General features: G+C 64.1%; 15 protein-coding genes. 6 read left to right on the top strand and 9 right to left on the bottom strand.

What is annotated here, in order from left to right; genetic code table 11:
• The first annotated feature begins 156 nt into the window (after positions 1-156).
• The gene (locus ACVTFQ_RS14360; RefSeq protein WP_111563366.1) at positions 157-2,073 is read left to right on the top strand and encodes a peptidoglycan L,D-endopeptidase MepK; all 1,917 of its coding nucleotides are present in this window, start codon (positions 157-159) and stop codon (positions 2,071-2,073) included.
• 94 nt (positions 2,074-2,167) lie between these two features.
• Positions 2,168-2,935 carry a pyrroline-5-carboxylate reductase gene (locus ACVTFQ_RS14355; RefSeq protein WP_112436920.1) on the top strand — a complete coding sequence of 256 codons (768 nt, stop codon included), beginning with the start codon at positions 2,168-2,170 and terminating at the stop codon, positions 2,933-2,935.
• A 15-nt stretch (positions 2,936-2,950) separates the two neighbouring features.
• Here the strand turns inward: ACVTFQ_RS14355 and ACVTFQ_RS14350 are convergent, their stop codons facing one another.
• Positions 2,951-3,145 (bottom strand): hypothetical protein, encoded by a 195-nt coding sequence (locus tag ACVTFQ_RS14350; protein WP_047509466.1) that lies wholly within the window; start codon positions 3,143-3,145, stop codon positions 2,951-2,953.
• A gap of 101 nt (positions 3,146-3,246) precedes the next feature.
• Positions 3,247-4,359: an NAD(P)/FAD-dependent oxidoreductase gene (locus tag ACVTFQ_RS14345; protein ID WP_111563364.1), complete on the bottom strand. Its 1,113-nt coding sequence runs from the start codon at positions 4,357-4,359 to the stop codon at positions 3,247-3,249.
• A 261-nt stretch (positions 4,360-4,620) separates the two neighbouring features.
• On the opposite strand from ACVTFQ_RS14345, the gene ACVTFQ_RS14340 reads away from it, so the two are divergent.
• A complete protein-coding gene (locus ACVTFQ_RS14340) occupies positions 4,621-6,057 on the top strand; it encodes an NAD-dependent succinate-semialdehyde dehydrogenase (protein ID WP_111563363.1) in 1,437 nt (478 codons plus the stop codon).
• A gap of 95 nt (positions 6,058-6,152) precedes the next feature.
• Here the strand turns inward: ACVTFQ_RS14340 and ACVTFQ_RS14335 are convergent, their stop codons facing one another.
• The 3 genes from ACVTFQ_RS14335 to ACVTFQ_RS14325 all read right to left on the bottom strand — a co-directional run bounded on the left by ACVTFQ_RS14335 (position 6,153) and on the right by ACVTFQ_RS14325 (position 7,616).
• Positions 6,153-6,416 (bottom strand): DUF2312 domain-containing protein, encoded by a 264-nt coding sequence (locus ACVTFQ_RS14335; RefSeq protein ID WP_018899724.1) that lies wholly within the window; start codon positions 6,414-6,416, stop codon positions 6,153-6,155.
• A gap of 90 nt (positions 6,417-6,506) precedes the next feature.
• Entirely contained in the window at positions 6,507-6,812 is a 306-nt protein-coding gene (locus tag ACVTFQ_RS14330) for a DUF1244 domain-containing protein (RefSeq protein ID WP_111563362.1), read from the bottom strand.
• A 15-nt stretch (positions 6,813-6,827) separates the two neighbouring features.
• Positions 6,828-7,616: an N-formylglutamate amidohydrolase gene (locus tag ACVTFQ_RS14325; protein WP_111563361.1), complete on the bottom strand. Its 789-nt coding sequence runs from the start codon at positions 7,614-7,616 to the stop codon at positions 6,828-6,830.
• A gap of 233 nt (positions 7,617-7,849) precedes the next feature.
• On the opposite strand from ACVTFQ_RS14325, the gene ACVTFQ_RS14320 reads away from it, so the two are divergent.
• Entirely contained in the window at positions 7,850-8,335 is a 486-nt protein-coding gene (locus ACVTFQ_RS14320; RefSeq protein WP_111563360.1) for a DUF1036 domain-containing protein, read from the top strand.
• Positions 8,335-9,774: a pyruvate kinase gene (pyk, locus tag ACVTFQ_RS14315; RefSeq protein ID WP_047509459.1), complete on the top strand. Its 1,440-nt coding sequence runs from the start codon at positions 8,335-8,337 to the stop codon at positions 9,772-9,774. The genes ACVTFQ_RS14320 and pyk overlap by 1 nt, the downstream gene beginning before the upstream one ends.
• A gap of 323 nt (positions 9,775-10,097) precedes the next feature.
• Here pyk and ACVTFQ_RS14310 read toward each other — a convergent pair whose 3' ends face one another.
• On the bottom strand, positions 10,098-10,649 hold the full coding sequence (locus ACVTFQ_RS14310; protein ID WP_111563359.1) for a DUF4865 family protein: 552 nt from the start codon (positions 10,647-10,649) through the stop codon (positions 10,098-10,100).
• Positions 10,646-11,065, bottom strand: coding sequence for a tautomerase family protein (locus ACVTFQ_RS14305; protein ID WP_111563447.1), 420 nt, complete (start codon positions 11,063-11,065; stop codon positions 10,646-10,648). The genes ACVTFQ_RS14310 and ACVTFQ_RS14305 overlap by 4 nt, the downstream gene beginning before the upstream one ends.
• 106 nt (positions 11,066-11,171) lie before the next feature.
• Here ACVTFQ_RS14305 and ACVTFQ_RS14300 point away from each other — a divergent pair, with 106 nt between their 5' ends.
• Positions 11,172-12,098 carry a LysR substrate-binding domain-containing protein gene (locus ACVTFQ_RS14300; protein ID WP_111563446.1) on the top strand — a complete coding sequence of 309 codons (927 nt, stop codon included), beginning with the start codon at positions 11,172-11,174 and terminating at the stop codon, positions 12,096-12,098.
• A gap of 316 nt (positions 12,099-12,414) precedes the next feature.
• Here ACVTFQ_RS14300 and ACVTFQ_RS14295 read toward each other — a convergent pair whose 3' ends face one another.
• Positions 12,415-13,389: a threonine ammonia-lyase gene (locus ACVTFQ_RS14295; protein ID WP_470423904.1), complete on the bottom strand. Its 975-nt coding sequence runs from the start codon at positions 13,387-13,389 to the stop codon at positions 12,415-12,417.
• Positions 13,390-13,458: 69 nt separating this feature from the next.
• The gene (locus ACVTFQ_RS14290) at positions 13,459-14,562 is read right to left on the bottom strand and encodes a helix-turn-helix domain-containing protein (RefSeq protein ID WP_111563357.1); all 1,104 of its coding nucleotides are present in this window, start codon (positions 14,560-14,562) and stop codon (positions 13,459-13,461) included.
• Between the last annotated feature and the right edge of the window lie 16 nt (positions 14,563-14,578).

The following is a 14,578-nucleotide window of genomic DNA, read 5'->3' as shown; positions in this document are numbered from 1 at the left end:
ATCATCTTTTGTTACCAATCATAAACCACTTGTTAGTGGCCTGTTCACTATGTAAAGAAAAGGTTGATCATGTGTGGCATTTTTGCCATCGTGTGACCGCATTTCACAGTCAAGGGTCAGATTGAGGGACCATCGGCTGTCTGACGGGGATTGAGTTTGCCGGATCTGAATTGGAATACGAAGCCTTCGCGCCCGACATGGCGCAACAGGTGCGCAGACCTTTGCGGAAAGGTGACAAGGACGGCTATGGCCGCCCTTCTCGCAGTTGCAGTTTCGTCCCCGGTGCTCGTCGGCTCCAGTACGCCGTCGCAAGCGGCGGGCGAAACGCGTAGTCTCAAGCTTTACTTCATTCACACGGGTGAAAAGGCTGTCATCACCTATAAGCGCAACGGCAGGTTCGACCCCAAGGGTCTCGAGCAGCTGAACCGCTTCCTTCGCGACTGGCGCAAGAACCAGCCGACGAAGATGGACCCGCGCCTGTTCGACCTGATCTGGGAAGTCTACCGCCAGAGCGGTTCCAAGGATTACATCAACGTCGTCTGCGGTTTCCGTTCGCCGGGCACCAACGCCATGCTGAAGAACCGCTCGCGCAATTCCGGTGTCGCCGAGAAGAGCCAGCACATGCTCGGCAAGGCGATGGACTTCTTCATTCCTGATGTGAAACTGGCGACTTTGCGCGCGATCGGCATGAAAATGCAGGTCGGCGGCGTTGGTTTCTATCCGAAATCCGGTTCGCCGTTCGTGCACATGGATGTCGGCGGCGTTCGCGCATGGCCGCGTATGAACCGCGACGAACTCGTCCGTCTCTTCCCGAACGGTAACACGATGCACATCCCGGCCGACGGCAAGCCGCTGCCGGGTTATGAGCAGGCGGTCGCCGATTACAAGCGTCGCGTGAGCGACAGCTCGGTGCAGATGGCAAGCTCCGGTGCCTATACCGGCTCCGCCAGCGAAGAGCGCAAGAAGCCGAAGACCTTGTTTGCAGCCTTGTTTGGCGGTGGCGCGGATGAGGAAGAGGATAATTCCGACGACAGCACGCCAGCAGTCGCCGTTGCCAAGGCAACGCCGCCGAAGGCCGCCGATATGCCGAACGCAGCTGATCCGAGCCAGGGTGCCCCGGCTCAGGCAGAAGCTTCGCAGCAGACTGAAGTCGCAAGCGTCAACGCGCCGATCCCGCAGGTGCGGCCGGCGTTAGCAAATCAGCCTGGCGGCAGCGAAGTGGCCAGCGCCCTTGTCGCTCCGCAATCGGGTAATGCCGCGCAGGATGCTCTTGCCGCTGTGACCGATCAGGGTCAGCAGGGCTATGCGGATCTCAGCGCGTATAGCGTTCCGGTGCCTTCGCTCCTCGGTGCACGTCGTTCTCCGGGAGACGCGGAAGTCGCTTCAGCCGATCCGGCTGCCGCGATGACGGGGAATCTCGCGGCCGTGCCGACGCCGGCTGAGCGTCCGGCTCTGGCAGAAAAGCTTCTGGCGGCGGCGAATGCCGATCCGGAAGCCGGTGTCGATGAGGCAGATCAGCAGGGTACGCTTTCTCCAGCCGTTGCCGATGCTCTCAACCAGCAGAACACTGCCAATCACGGCCAGCTTGCAGCCAACCAGCCGCCGGTATCGAGCGTCGAACAGGCTATAAACGCAGCGATGCCGCAAAAGGTTCCGGCCGAAAAGCCACCGGTGCAGCTGGCAGCGCTTGCGCCTATGACCAAGTCGGCAAGCTTCGGCGATGCCTTCGATGCGCCGAAGCCGGCGATCGAGCCGAGTGCTGCTCAGGGCCTGCCCACCAAGGGTGGCCGCCCGACCAAGCATGAAGCCGCAGAGGCCGACGCCAGCCGCGCGACCGTTACCACCGAGCCGAAGCTGACGCAGAAGATCATCTCGCAGTGGGCGCTCAGCAATGCGCGCATGGAAATGGTGACCAAGCCGGTCAAGGCGCCGCGTTTCGTCAGCCAGACGCTGCGCGCACAGCCGAAGGCGGTTTACGCCGAGGGCTTCACCAAGACGGCGTCGATCGACACGGGCCGCTTCAGCGGCACGGCGGTCAACTTCATGGAAGTGCGCAAGTTCGAATCGAACTAAGCCGTCTTCCAGATCAGACAATCAGAACCGTCGGAGCGATCCGGCGGTTTTTTGTTGGTGGCGCGGGATGCGCGGCAATTAACGGAGAGCGGTGATGAAGATTGGGTTCGTGGGCACGGGGACGATCACCGAGGCCATGGTCAAGGGGATGCTTGGCTCGTCGCTCGACCTGTCGAAGATCACCGTCTCGCCGCGCAATGGTGAGATCGCCGCCCGTCTGGCGGCATCGTCGCCGCTTGTCGAGATCGGCGCCGATAACCAGGCCGTGGTCGATGCCGCCGACATCCTGTTCCTGGCGATCAGGCCGCAGATATCAGAAGAGGTGACCAGAGGCTTGCGGTTCCGTGCCGGGCAGAGCGTCGTCAGCGTTATAGCCGCGACCGACCGGGCGAAGCTCGAGGACTGGATCGATGCGCCTGTCGAAATCACCCAGGCCATTCCGCTGCCCTTCGTTGCCGAGCGCGCCGGGGTGACGGCGATCTATCCTGGGAATGACACGGTCGCCGCTATCTTCTCGGCGCTGGGCAGTGCCGTCGCCTGCGAGACGCGCGCGGAGTATGATCTGCTTGCGGCCGCGAGCTCACTGATGGCCACCTATTTTGGCATTCTCGATCGCACCACTGGCTGGCTCGCCGATCAGGGGATGCCTGCGGACAAGGCGCGGGCCTATCTGGCGCCGCTGTTCCTCAGCCTCGCACAGCAGGCGGTCAAGCATGGCGAGACGCCGCTTGACGAACTCAAGGAGGAGTTCTCCACCAAGGGCGGCTTGAACGAGCAGGTGTTCGAGGACTTCGACCACAAGGGCGGCAGCAGCGCGCTGATCGCGGCGCTCGATCGCGTGCTGGCGCGGATCAAGGGATAGGGCGTCACGCCCGGTTCAGGGCTTGCCGGGATTGTCGTTGGCGGTCGTGCGAAATTGTTCGTCCTCGAGCACCCGCGCGCCGGTATCGAGCACCCGGATCACCATCTCGTAGATGTTGAGCGCGCGTTTGCTTGAGGGCATGCTGTTGTCGAGAATCGTGAGCGCCTGGCGCAGGCGCTCGGCCAGTTCCTTGTCGGTAATCGTTTTCACGAAATGCGCTCCGCAAGTTGCTCCTCTGACTTTGCAATCTACCGCGAATTGCGTGGTGAAACCACTATCCGAAGGTTGGAGACGGCATTCTGCGCCACCTTTCAGCCGACGATCTCGGACATGACGTGTTCGGCGAGCGCAAGCGAGGAGGTGAGCCCCGGGCTCTCGATGCCATAGAGATGCACCATGCCGCTAACGCCGTGGACGGACGGGCCGTGAATGGCGAAATCGGCGGCGGGCTGGCCGGGACCGGAGAGTTTGGGACGGATGCCGCTATAGGCGGGCTGCAGGCAGTTGTCGGGCAGGCCAGGCCAGTAGCGGCGGATCTCGTCGTAGAACCGCTCGCAGCGCGCCGGATCGACCTCGTAGTCGATCGCGTCGATCCACTCGACATCGGGGCCGAAGCGGATGGAACCACCAAGGTCCATGGTCAGGTGCACGCCGAGACCGCCATCTTCCGGCACCGGGTAGATCAGCCGCGAGAAGACGTTGCGCGTCGGGGCGGCGAAGTAGTTGCCCTTGGCGAGGTAGAGCTTTGGCACCGTGGCGTGGTCGAAGCCCGAGAGGAGGCGGGCGAGATCGTTGGCGTGCAGGCCGGCGGCGTTGATGAAATGGCGCGATGATACGTCGTATTCCTCGCCGCTCGTCTTGTCGCGGGTGCGCAGCACGAAGTGGTTGTCGGCGGCCTCGCCCGATATGATCTCGGTGTTGAGGGCGATGAAGGCGCCGTCCTCCTCGGCATCCCCGCGCAAGGAGAGCATCAGTGCGTGGCTGTCAATGATGCCGGTCGAGGGCGAGACGAGGGCGGCGACGCAGTTCAGCGCCGGTTCGCGCGCCATCGCCTCCTCGCCGGAGATCAGCACGAGATCGTCAACGCCGCATTCGACCGCCTTGATGCGGATGGCTTCCAGTTTCTCGACCTGCGCCGGGCTCGTCGCGACGATGAACTTGCCGCAGCGGGCGTGGGGGATGTGCCTGTCTTCGGCGTAGCGATAGAGCCGACCGCGGCCTTCGATGCAGAGCCGCGCCTTCAGCGATCCCGGTGGGTAATAAATGCCGGCGTGGATGACTTCGGAATTGCGCGAGCTGGTCTCCATGCCGATCATCGGGTTGGCCTCGATGACGAGCGTCTCCAGGCCGCGCATCGCCGCTTCGCGCGCGATCGCCAGCCCGATTACGCCGGCACCGGCGATGATGCAGCCGACCTCATCCATTCCAATCCTCCTGCGACACCCCGATCACTACCGCAATCGGCGGGGCGATCAAAGTCCTGCAATCGTAGAGCTTTTGGCGTAGAGCTTTTGGCATAAGTGGCATGACCGATTGGGGGGAGACACAGGCCCATTTCGGTTTATAACGTCGCATGCTCTGAGAAACAGCATCCGTTCGGCCTATATGAGGCATGTGCGGAGCGTGCCCCCGGCCCGCCGTTCGCTGTCCGACGAATTGATTGATGAAGACGACAAGGAATAATCATGCAGACCTATCCCGATGTGAAGCTGTTCATCGACGGCGAATGGAAGAATGCCGCCTCCGGCAAGACGCTGCCCGTCACCGACCCGGCCACGGGTGAGACCATCGGCACCATTCCGCATGCCTCCCGCGAAGATCTCGACGCAGCACTCGCCGCAGCCGACAAGGGCTTCCGGGTCTGGCGCGACACCTCGCCCTTCGACCGCTCGAAGATGATGCGCCGCGCCGCCGACCTGCTGCGTGAGCGCAAGGAAACCATCGCCTGGATGATGACGCGCGAGCAGGGCAAGCCGCTGGCGCAGTCGCTCGTGGAAATCGCCGGCGCCGCCGACGTGATCGATTGGTTCGCCGAAGAGGCGCGCCGCACCTATGGTCAGGTCATTCCGTCGCGCGCGCCGAATGTTACGCAGCTGGCGATCAAGTCGCCGGTCGGCCCGGTCGCGGCGTTTACGCCCTGGAACTTCCCGATCAACCAGGTTGTGCGCAAGCTTTCGGCTGCTATCGCCGCCGGCTGCTCGATCATCGTCAAGGCGCCCGAGGAGACCCCGGCATCGCCGGCCGAACTCATCCGCGTCTTCGCCGATGCCGGCATTCCAAATGGCGTCGTCAACCTCGTTTACGGCATTCCGGCCGAGATCTCCGAATATCTGATCTCGCACCCCGTCATCCGCAAGATCTCGTTCACGGGCTCGACGCCTGTCGGCAAGCAGCTGGCGGCGCTGGCCGGTCTGCACATGAAGCGGGCGACCATGGAGCTTGGCGGTCACGCCCCGGTCATGGTGTTCGATGATGCCAATGTCGATCAGGCCGTATCGATCATGGCCGGCTCGAAGTTCCGCAATGCCGGCCAGGTCTGCGTCGCGCCGACGCGCTTCCTGGTGCAGGAAGGTGTGATGGACCAGTTCACGGATGGCTTCGTGAAGGCCGCGCAGGCGGTCAAGGTCGGCAACGGTCTGGACGCAGGCGTCGAGATGGGCCCGCTCGCCAACGAGCGCCGCATCCCGGCTCTCGAAGAGCTGATCAACGATGCCGTGTCGAAGGGCGCTGAACTGAAGACCGGCGGCCGCCGCATCGGCAACACCGGCAACTTCTTCGAGCCGACGGTGCTCGCCAATGTGCCGCTTTCGGCGCGCGTGATGAACGAGGAGCCCTTCGGTCCGCTCGCCATCATCAACCGTTTCTCGACGCTCGACGATGCGATCACCGAAGCAAACCGCCTGCCGTTCGGCCTGGCGTCCTTCGCCTTCACCAGCTCCAGCGCCACCGCGCAGGCGCTTGGCCGCCGCGTTGAAGCCGGCATGCTGTCGATCAACCACAATGGTCTCGCCCTGCCGGAAGTGCCGTTCGGCGGCATCAAGGATTCGGGCTACGGCACGGAAGGCGGCTCGGAAGCGATCAACGCCTATCTCGACGTTCGCTACGTCACGCAGCTCGGCTGAGTCACGCAGCTCGGCTGATTGCCGAGCAGAGAGACAAAAAGAAAGCCGCCGGGGCGACCCGGCGGCTTTCTTGTTTGGTTCGATAGCAATCGAAATCAGGCTTCCGCCGGGCCTTCGATCATGCCGAGGGCGGCGAGGTAGGTGTCGAGGATCGCTTCTTCCTCGAGACGCTCCTGCTCGTCCTTCTTGCGCAGCGCGATCACCTTCTTCAGGATCTTGGTGTCGAAGCCGGTTCCCTTGGCTTCGCCGTAGACGTCCTTGATATCGTCGGCGATCGTCTTCTTTTCTTCTTCCAACCGTTCAATGCGCTCGATGAAAGCGCGAAGCTGGTCGCGGGCAACGCCGTGGGCATCAGACATCGTGTTCTCCTGCTAGGGGGATAAAAATTCGGATGGCGTTGACTGCCGTGAAGATCAGCCGGGGTCAAGCCTATTCGACAGAGCCGGGGCTCATTTGTGCGGGTTGTTGCTTTCGAATGCGGCTTTTTGTTGGGGCGTCGCTTCGGTCTGGTAGCGGCTTTTCCATTCGTCGAAGGGCATGCCGTAGACGATCTCGCGGGCCTCGTCCTTCGTCAATTCGACGCCATCGGCATCGGCCGCGTCCTTGTACCAGTTCGACAGGCAGTTGCGGCAGAAGCCGGCCAGATTCATCATGTCGATGTTCTGCACGTCAGTGCGTTCGCGTAGGTGCGCGACGAGACGACGGAATGCGGCTGCCTCGAATTCGGTCTGTTGTTCCTTGTTGAGCGTGGTCATGTCGCTCTCCTCTTTTCAGTATGGGCCGGTGCGCGAGGCGTGCACCTGGTATTGATGCAGCGCCGGGTCGGCGTTCATGGTCGCGAAGATCGGCACCAGCCGGTCGGCCCAAGCCGCAATTCCTGGGGCGTCGCCGATCAGGTCCTGGCGAACCTCCAGCAACGCGTGCGGGATGCCCGTGACCATGCAATGCTGGTACATGGTGTCACCCTTCAGCGCGCCATCATAGGGCTCGTTGTCGCCGATCACCAGATCGGGATCGGCGCGCAGCAAGTCAAGAAGCGGGGCGACGGCGCGGTGATCGCTGTCCCACAACACGGCGGCGTGCCATGGGCGCGGCACGTTTTTCCAGGCGGGCGTGAAGGAATGCAGCGAGAGCACCAGCGGCGCCTTGCCGGTGGCGGCGGCGACCTTCGCAATCGTCTCGCTGACGGCATTGTGATAGGGGCGGTGGAAATTGGCGATGCGGTCGTTCCACTCTTCCTGGGTGATCGGGTGATTGCCCGGAATGATGGCGCCGTCGGAGATCTTCATGATGAGCGTCGGGTCGTCCTCGCCGCGGTTCGGGTCGATCAGCAGGCGCGAAAAGCCGCCGAGCACGGCGGGCACGCCAAGCTTTTCAGACAATGCCCGCGTCAGCCCCTCGATGCCGATGTCATAGGCGATATGCCGGGCAAAGGCGCTCTCGGGCAGGCCCAGGCTGCCATAGCGTTCCGGCAGGCGGTTCATCGCATGGTCACCCAGGAGCACCATACCCCTGTCATGATGTCCGCCTAGAATTTCGAAGGATTGGAAGTCGTTCATCGAGGACAATGCCGTTGACTGTTTGCAAGCGTGTCTCTGATCGCACGGGCAGGGGAAGGGTTCAAGCGCGCCCCGTGATCGATCACTTCGCTATGGCTTGGCAATCTCCGCGCGATCCTTGCGGCGGCGACTGCGCCTCTTGTTTGATGTCAGAAATATAATCGATTAGCATTGCGTTGACTTTCGCCGGGAGGCAGCGCAAGAAGGCACGACAACGAATAACCGGGAGCCAATTGGAAGTCGTGTTGATCCAGACCGCGCCATGTTTCCTTACGCGTTCCGGGCCGCTTGCCCGTTTTGCTCTTTTTGTTCTCGCGGCGTTCTCGCCGTTCTTCATTGCCGATGTGGCGCGCGCTGATTTTCGCGTCTGCAACGGTACGCAGAATCTAGTCGGCGTGGCGATCGGATATCGGGCCAAGGACGGCTGGATGACGGAAGGCTGGTGGCAGGTCCCGGCAACGACCTGCGCGACACTGATCGAGGGAGAGCTTCAGTCTCGCTATTACTACCTCTACGCCGAAGACGCCGCCCGCGGAGGACGATGGACGGGCGACGTGCAGATGTGCGTGGCGGAAAACGAATTCAAGATCACGGGCGTCAATGATTGCTACGCCCGTGGCTATCAGAAGATGGGGTTCAAGGAATATGACACGGGCCGCCAGGGCAGCTGGATGGTTCAACTTTCCGATACCCCAGGCACCCAGGAAAGTCCGAACTGATGAAGCGTAACCGCAAAGTAAAAATCCTCGCAACGCTCGGACCCGCCTCGTCCGAAGAAGCGATGATCGAGAAGCTGCACCAGGCCGGTGCCGACGTTTTCCGCATCAACATGAGCCATGCGAGCCATGACACGATGCGCACGCTGATCCAGCGCATCCGCGCCGTCGAAGCGCGCAGCGGCCGCCCGATCGGCATTCTCGCCGACCTTCAGGGCCCGAAGCTGCGCGTCGGCAAGTTCGCCGACGTCAAGGTCGACCTGAAGCCGGGCGACACGTTCACGCTCGACAACAACGACACCCCCGGCGACAAGAACCGCGTGTTCCTGCCGCATCCGGAAATTCTCGAAGCCGTGAAGCCGGGCGACCGCCTGCTGATCGACGACGGCAAGCTCGCTCTGCGCGCTGAAAAGTGCGACGGCAAGAGCATCGTCACCACGGTCATCTCCGGCACCCGGATCTCGGACCGCAAGGGCGTCAGCCTTCCCGACACGATCCTCACCGCCGGCGTCCTGACCGACAAGGACCGCGCCGACCTCGATGCGGTTCTCGCAACCGACGACGTCGATTGGGTCGCGCTCTCCTTCGTGCAGCGTCCGGAAGATCTGGTCGAAGTGCGCAAGATCGCCCGCGGCCGCGTCGGCCTGATGGCGAAGATCGAAAAGCCGCAGGCGATCGAGCGGATCGAAGAGATCATCGAGCTCTCCGACGCACTGATGGTTGCCCGTGGCGATCTGGGTGTGGAAATGCCGCTCGAATCCGTTCCCGGCATCCAGAAGCAGCTGATCCGCGCCTGCCGCCGTTCGGGCAAGCCCGTCGTCGTCGCCACGCAGATGCTGGAATCGATGATCTCGGCGCCGGTCCCGACCCGCGCTGAAGTCTCCGACGTTGCGACCGCCGTATTCGAAGGCGCCGACGCCGTCATGCTGTCGGCCGAATCCGCCTCCGGCGATTATCCGGTTGAAGCCGTCTCGACGATGGCGTCGATCGCCAGCACCATCGAGCGCGAGCCGCATTATCCTGGGATCATCTATGCCCAGCGCGCCCAGGCGGAAGCCACCGGCGCCGACGCGATTTCGCTGGCTGCTCGCCAGATTGCCGAAACGCTGCGCCTGTCGGCCATCGTCTGCTACACCTCGTCGGGCACGACGGGCCTGCGCGCCTCGCGCGAGCGTCCGCAGGTGCCGATCCTGGCGCTGTCGCCTGTCATCCAGACCGCACGCCGCCTCGCTATCGTTTGGGGTCTGCACTGTGTGGTCACGCATGACGCGACCGACCTCGACGACATGGTTAACCGCGCCTGCCGCATCGTCGCCGACGAAGGCTTCGGCAAGCCGGGCGACCGCATCATCATCTCGGCCGGCGTGCCGCTCGGCACCCCCGGTGCGACGAACATGCTGCGCATCGCCTATATCGGTTCGGACGGCCAGAGCGGGTTTTGATCCGGATTTGGTTTGATTGAGTTGAGAGCCCGCTGCCTCCTGGAGGTGGCGGGTTTTTTCGTTGTCGGGTTGTTGGGTTGTGCTGCATTGCCGGTTTGGTGGGTGGGATACCCCCCTCTGTCCTGCCGGACATCTCCCCCACAAGGGGGGAGATCGACTCGTGGCGTGCTCCCCATCCAAACGTGGATGTCGGAGCGAGCGGCCGAGCCCAGCCAATCTCCCCACCTGTGGGGGAGATGCCCGGCAGGGCAGAGGGGGGTAATGCACCCGCCGACCTCTCGGTCAGCATTCCTCTGCACCTATCGAGAACTCGCGATAACCTGTCAGGACAGCGACACGTGACCGACGCGATAGATCCGCGTCGACGGTGACACAGCAGGCGCATCCGCGTGCAGCGCAAAGCGCACCATCGTCCAACCCGAGGGATCGAACGCCGCGACGGATGCGAGCATGCCGGGCTCGTCCAACCGCTCACGGGCGCGCGCCGTTTCGCTCTCCCGAACCGATGCGAGCGAAACGTCCGTACCCAGCGTCAAGATCTCGCGTGTCGCGAAGCGCGCCTTCGCCACATCCGGCGCCACATCGCCATGCCAGACAATCCAAGTCGCCACCTGCGGCCGGCCGAAGGATTGGCTGACGGCCTCGAAGCCGGGGCCGCAGAGGAAGTCGCTCGCGCCTTCGGCATGCCGCCAGAGATAGAAGGGCGCGTAGAGATTGTCGGTTGCGCCGAGTTCGCCCTTACGTGCCGTGAGGTAGGCCTTGAAGCCGAGCTTGGAGAAACCGTCGGTCATCGGGCCCTTGTCGTGGATGCGGCGGTCGATGATCGCCATGTCGTAATCGGCGGGCAGGGTGAAGCCGTATTGCATGGCGATCATGGCGCGGTCTCCATCGCGCGGATTTCCCAGCCGGGCTCCAGCATCTGCTGCCCGTCATTGCCGAAGGACCATTCGTCCGGCGCCGTGGTGTTGATGACGATCATCACATCCTCAGGCCGCAGGCCCGGCGACTGGCCGAGCAGTTCGACCGCGCGCTTGAAGAAGGCGGCGCGTGCCTCCGCCGTGCGCGGCTTGCCGGCGGTAATCGCGATCAGCACGAAGTCGTCGGAGCGCGGGCCGGCGAGGTAGTTGCGGTCGAAGATCAGTTCGCTCCGATCGTGCTGGTGGATGATGTGAAAGCGATCGGCCGGCGGCACATTGAAGGTTTCCACCATGGCGCGGTGCAGGCTCTCGGAGAGGGCCGCGAGATAATCCGGCGACTTGCCTTTCAGAAGCGAGATACGTGTGAAGGGCATGTTTGCCTCCTTTTCCCAGATGTTGACAGGGAGAGGATCGCACGGCACGATAATGCAGAAAATCAGAATATAATGGATCATTGATCCTGAAAAAATGGACTATCAGATGCGCCGGACGATCTTCGACCTCGACGTTCTCAGAACCTTCGTCACCGGCATGGAGCTCGGCAATTTCGCGCGCGCCGCCGACCGGCTCGGGCGCTCGACCTCGGCTGTGAGCGCGCAACTGAAGAAGCTGGAGGAGCAGGCGGGCACGCCGATCTTCCGCAAGTCCGGTCGCGGACTGGCGCTGACGGATGCCGGCGAGACCATGCTCGGCTATGCCCGCCGGCTGCTGGAGCTGAACGACGAGGCGGCGGCGGCCGTGCACAGCGTCGAGCTGGAGGGCTGGGTGCGGCTTGGGCTGCAGGAGGATTTCGGCGAGACGCTGCTGCCGGATGTGCTCGGCCGTTTCGCGCGGGCGCATCCGAAAGTGCGGGTCGAGGCGCGCGTGGTGCGCAACGTCGAGCTGATCGAGCGGGTGACATCGGGCAAGCTCGACCTCGCGCTCGCCTGGAGCGACGGGACCCTGACGCCGCATTGCGATCAGATCGGGGAGGTGCCGATGCGCTGGATCGGCTCGGCCGCCGTGTCATCGGGGTGGGACCGCGCGAGCGGGGAACCGCTGCCGCTCGCGGCACTCGAGGCGCCCTGCCTGATGCGGAGCGCCGCGACCAAGGCGCTGGATGCGGCGGGCATTTCCTGGCGCCTCGCCTTCGTCAGTCCCAGCCTCGGCGGCCTGTGGGCGGCGACCGCGGCGGGGCTCGGTGTGACGCTGCGCACGCCGGTCGGCTTGCCCGCGAAGGTGCGGCCGCTTATGGCGGAAGAATTGGCGCTGCCTGAATTGCAGGGGCTCGGGCTGGTTCTGCACCGGGCGGAGGCCGAGAGTGCGCCGGCGGTGGCGAGGTTGGCGGGGTTAGTGCGGCAGTCGGTTTCGGATGTGCTTGGCGAGGTTGCGCGGCCGGTTGTTGGTGGGGTGCGGGTGGTGCGGTGACGGTTCGGTTGGGGTGTCACGCGGGTGACGGAGTTGGTCAGCGCACTATGGCTGGCTCAGCGGGTGGGATACCCCCCTCTGCCCTGCCGGGCATCTCCCCCACAGGTGGGGAGATTGGCTGGGCGCACCCGCTCGCTCCAACCTTGACTGTTTAGCGCAGACTTCACCACTGGCCGATCTCCCCCCTTGTGGGGGAGATGCCCGGCAGGGCAGAGGGGGGTAACACGCCCGCCAAGACCTCGGTCATGGAGCCGGCTACAGCACCCGCCGACCTCTCGGTCTCGCAGCTACATCCCGCAGCAGCGACCTCGCGATCCTACCCCCGCAACGCCAACGCCCGGCCAAACATTTCGTCATCCACATTGCCACCCGAGGTCACCACGATCGCGGCATCCTCCTGCAACTGCTCCCCACGAAACAGCGCTGCGGCCAGCGCCACGGCGCCGCCGGGTTCGACGACGATCTTCAGGCGGGTGAAGGCCAGCGCCATGGCGCGCAGCGCCTCTTCGTCGGTGACGACGAGGCCGGGGCCGGCGAGGCGTTTCAGGATCGGGAAGGTGATGTTGCCGGGCTGCGGGGTGATGATGGCGTCGCAGATCGAGCCTGATAGCGTGGCGTTGCGCTCGATCTCGCCCGAGGCCAGCGAGCGGGTCGTGTCGTCGAAGCCTTCGGGCTCGCAGGGGCGGACGCGGAAGCCGGGCGTGCGGGCTTCGAGCGCCAGCGCGATGCCCGAGGTCAGGCCGCCACCGCCGCAGGGGACCAGCACTTCTGCTGCAGTCACGCCTTCCTCTTCCGCCTGTTCGGCGATCTCCAGCCCGGTCGTGCCCTGGCCGGCGATGACCTGCGGTTCGTCGAAGGGCTTGATCAGGGTCAGGCGGCGTTCTTCGGAGAGGCGCGCGCCGATCGCGTCGCGGTCTTCGGTGGCGCGGTCGTAGAGCACGACCTCGGCTCCGAGCGCGCGCGTATTTGATATCTTCAGCTTCGGGGCGTCGGAGGGCATGATGATGACGGAGGGGACGCCGTGCAGCTTGGCGGCAAGGGCGACGCCCTGCGCGTGGTTGCCGGAAGAAAACGCGATGACGCCGCGGGCGCGCACCTCTGGCTCCAGCGCTGAGACGGCCGACCAGCCGCCGCGGAACTTGAAGGAGCCGGTGTGCTGCAGGCATTCGGCCTTGATGAACAGCCGGCGCCCGGCGATCTCATCGAGAAACGGAGAGGAAAGAAGCGGGGTGCGGCGGGCATGTCCACGCAGGCGGGCGCGGGCGGCGACGATCATTTCAATGCTGACCATGGGAGCTCTTTCGGATGATGATGCCATCATGAATAGGGCGCGGCTTTCGCGTTGTGAACGGCTGCTTTGTCACGGTGACATGAAAAGCGGCTCTTGCGGCGCGGGCAGGAATTCCGGTTCAGGTACGGGCTTTGGGCTGACCGGCCGGGTCTGGTGACGCCGGCGGTATTCGGTGGGGCTTGTGGCGGCGACGCGCAGGAATTCGCGGTTGAAATTCGACTTGCTGATGAAGCCGCAGTCGAACATCAGTCGGGTCACCGGCTCATCGGTCGTTTCCAGCATCTGGCAGGCGGCGCGGATGCGGAAGTCGTTGACATATTGCGAGACGCTTGCCCCGTGCACGCGGTTGACCGCGATCGATACGCGGCGGGCGGGCAGGTTCATCCGGCGGGCGATGCGGCCGAGATTGAGCTCGGGGTCGCGGTAGAGTTCGCGCGATTGCATGAGCTCACCGAGCGACCGGGCGATGGCGCCGTCTTCCTCGGTTGGGCCGGATGTCGGCGACGGGACCGGCGGCTGGGGCGATGGTGTGGGTTCGGTGGACTGGCTGCTGCTGGCGACGGCGGCGGCGGTGCCGAGCGCAAGCAGCGAGATCACATTGCCGATCGCGACCACGGCGCCGGCGTGAGCGCCGCCGGTTCTATAGAAATCGAAGCTGATGACGATATCCGCTGTGGCGGAGGCAAGGAGAGCAGCTGCGGTGATCAACAGCGAGCGGTAGGACAAGAGCGCGCCGTCGAGCCTTGAGGAGACGAGGCCATCGGGGCCGTGGCGGGCGAGCCAGAGGAGGGCCGCGCCATAGGCCGTGAAGGTGGCGGTGATGAAAATGCCGACAGGGCCGCGCCAGAAGATCATCAGCACCAGGACGACCGCGGCGGGCAGGAGATGCGGCGCAAGGCGCAGCCATGAGAGGGTGTTGTCGCGCGCGAGGTTGCTGAAGCTGATCCAGGCGAAGGCGGCGATCAGGGCGGCAAGCACCGCCTGTCCGGGCATCAGGGCGATGATGTCATATCCCCAGCGCAGGCCGAGAAGCACCGATTGCAGCGCGTAGAGCCCGATCAGGATCAGGAAGGGTCGCCGCTCGGGCGCCAGGCCGTCGCTCTGCCTGACCATCCGGACAAGCAGGATTGCGAGCAGCAGGGTGACGACGAAGGGCAGCGGCACGAAGATCATGGGTGCGGATCCAGCA

The sequence above is a fragment of the Rhizobium sp. O111 genome (assembly GCF_055616315.1).
This window is presented reverse-complemented; position numbering and strand designations above follow the sequence as displayed.

Bases quoted from the DNA above. Each gene is read 5' to 3' on its own strand.
- ACVTFQ_RS14355 (WP_112436920.1), top strand. From the start codon at position 2,168: ATGAAGATTGGGTTCGTGGGCACGGGGACGATCACCGAGGCCATGGTC.
- ACVTFQ_RS14345 (WP_111563364.1), bottom strand. From the start codon at position 4,359: ATGGATGAGGTCGGCTGCATCATCGCCGGTGCCGGCGTAATCGGGCTG.
- ACVTFQ_RS14340 (WP_111563363.1), top strand. From the start codon at position 4,621: ATGCAGACCTATCCCGATGTGAAGCTGTTCATCGACGGCGAATGGAAG.
- ACVTFQ_RS14335 (WP_018899724.1), bottom strand. From the start codon at position 6,416: ATGTCTGATGCCCACGGCGTTGCCCGCGACCAGCTTCGCGCTTTCATC.
- ACVTFQ_RS14330 (WP_111563362.1), bottom strand. From the start codon at position 6,812: ATGACCACGCTCAACAAGGAACAACAGACCGAATTCGAGGCAGCCGCA.
- ACVTFQ_RS14325 (WP_111563361.1), bottom strand. From the start codon at position 7,616: ATGAACGACTTCCAATCCTTCGAAATTCTAGGCGGACATCATGACAGG.
- pyk (WP_047509459.1), top strand. From the start codon at position 8,335: ATGAAGCGTAACCGCAAAGTAAAAATCCTCGCAACGCTCGGACCCGCC.
- ACVTFQ_RS14310 (WP_111563359.1), bottom strand. From the start codon at position 10,649: ATGATCGCCATGCAATACGGCTTCACCCTGCCCGCCGATTACGACATG.
- ACVTFQ_RS14305 (WP_111563447.1), bottom strand. From the start codon at position 11,065: ATGCCCTTCACACGTATCTCGCTTCTGAAAGGCAAGTCGCCGGATTAT.
- ACVTFQ_RS14300 (WP_111563446.1), top strand. From the start codon at position 11,172: ATGCGCCGGACGATCTTCGACCTCGACGTTCTCAGAACCTTCGTCACC.
- ACVTFQ_RS14295 (WP_470423904.1), bottom strand. From the start codon at position 13,389: ATGGTCAGCATTGAAATGATCGTCGCCGCCCGCGCCCGCCTGCGTGGA.
- ACVTFQ_RS14290 (WP_111563357.1), bottom strand. From the start codon at position 14,562: ATGATCTTCGTGCCGCTGCCCTTCGTCGTCACCCTGCTGCTCGCAATC.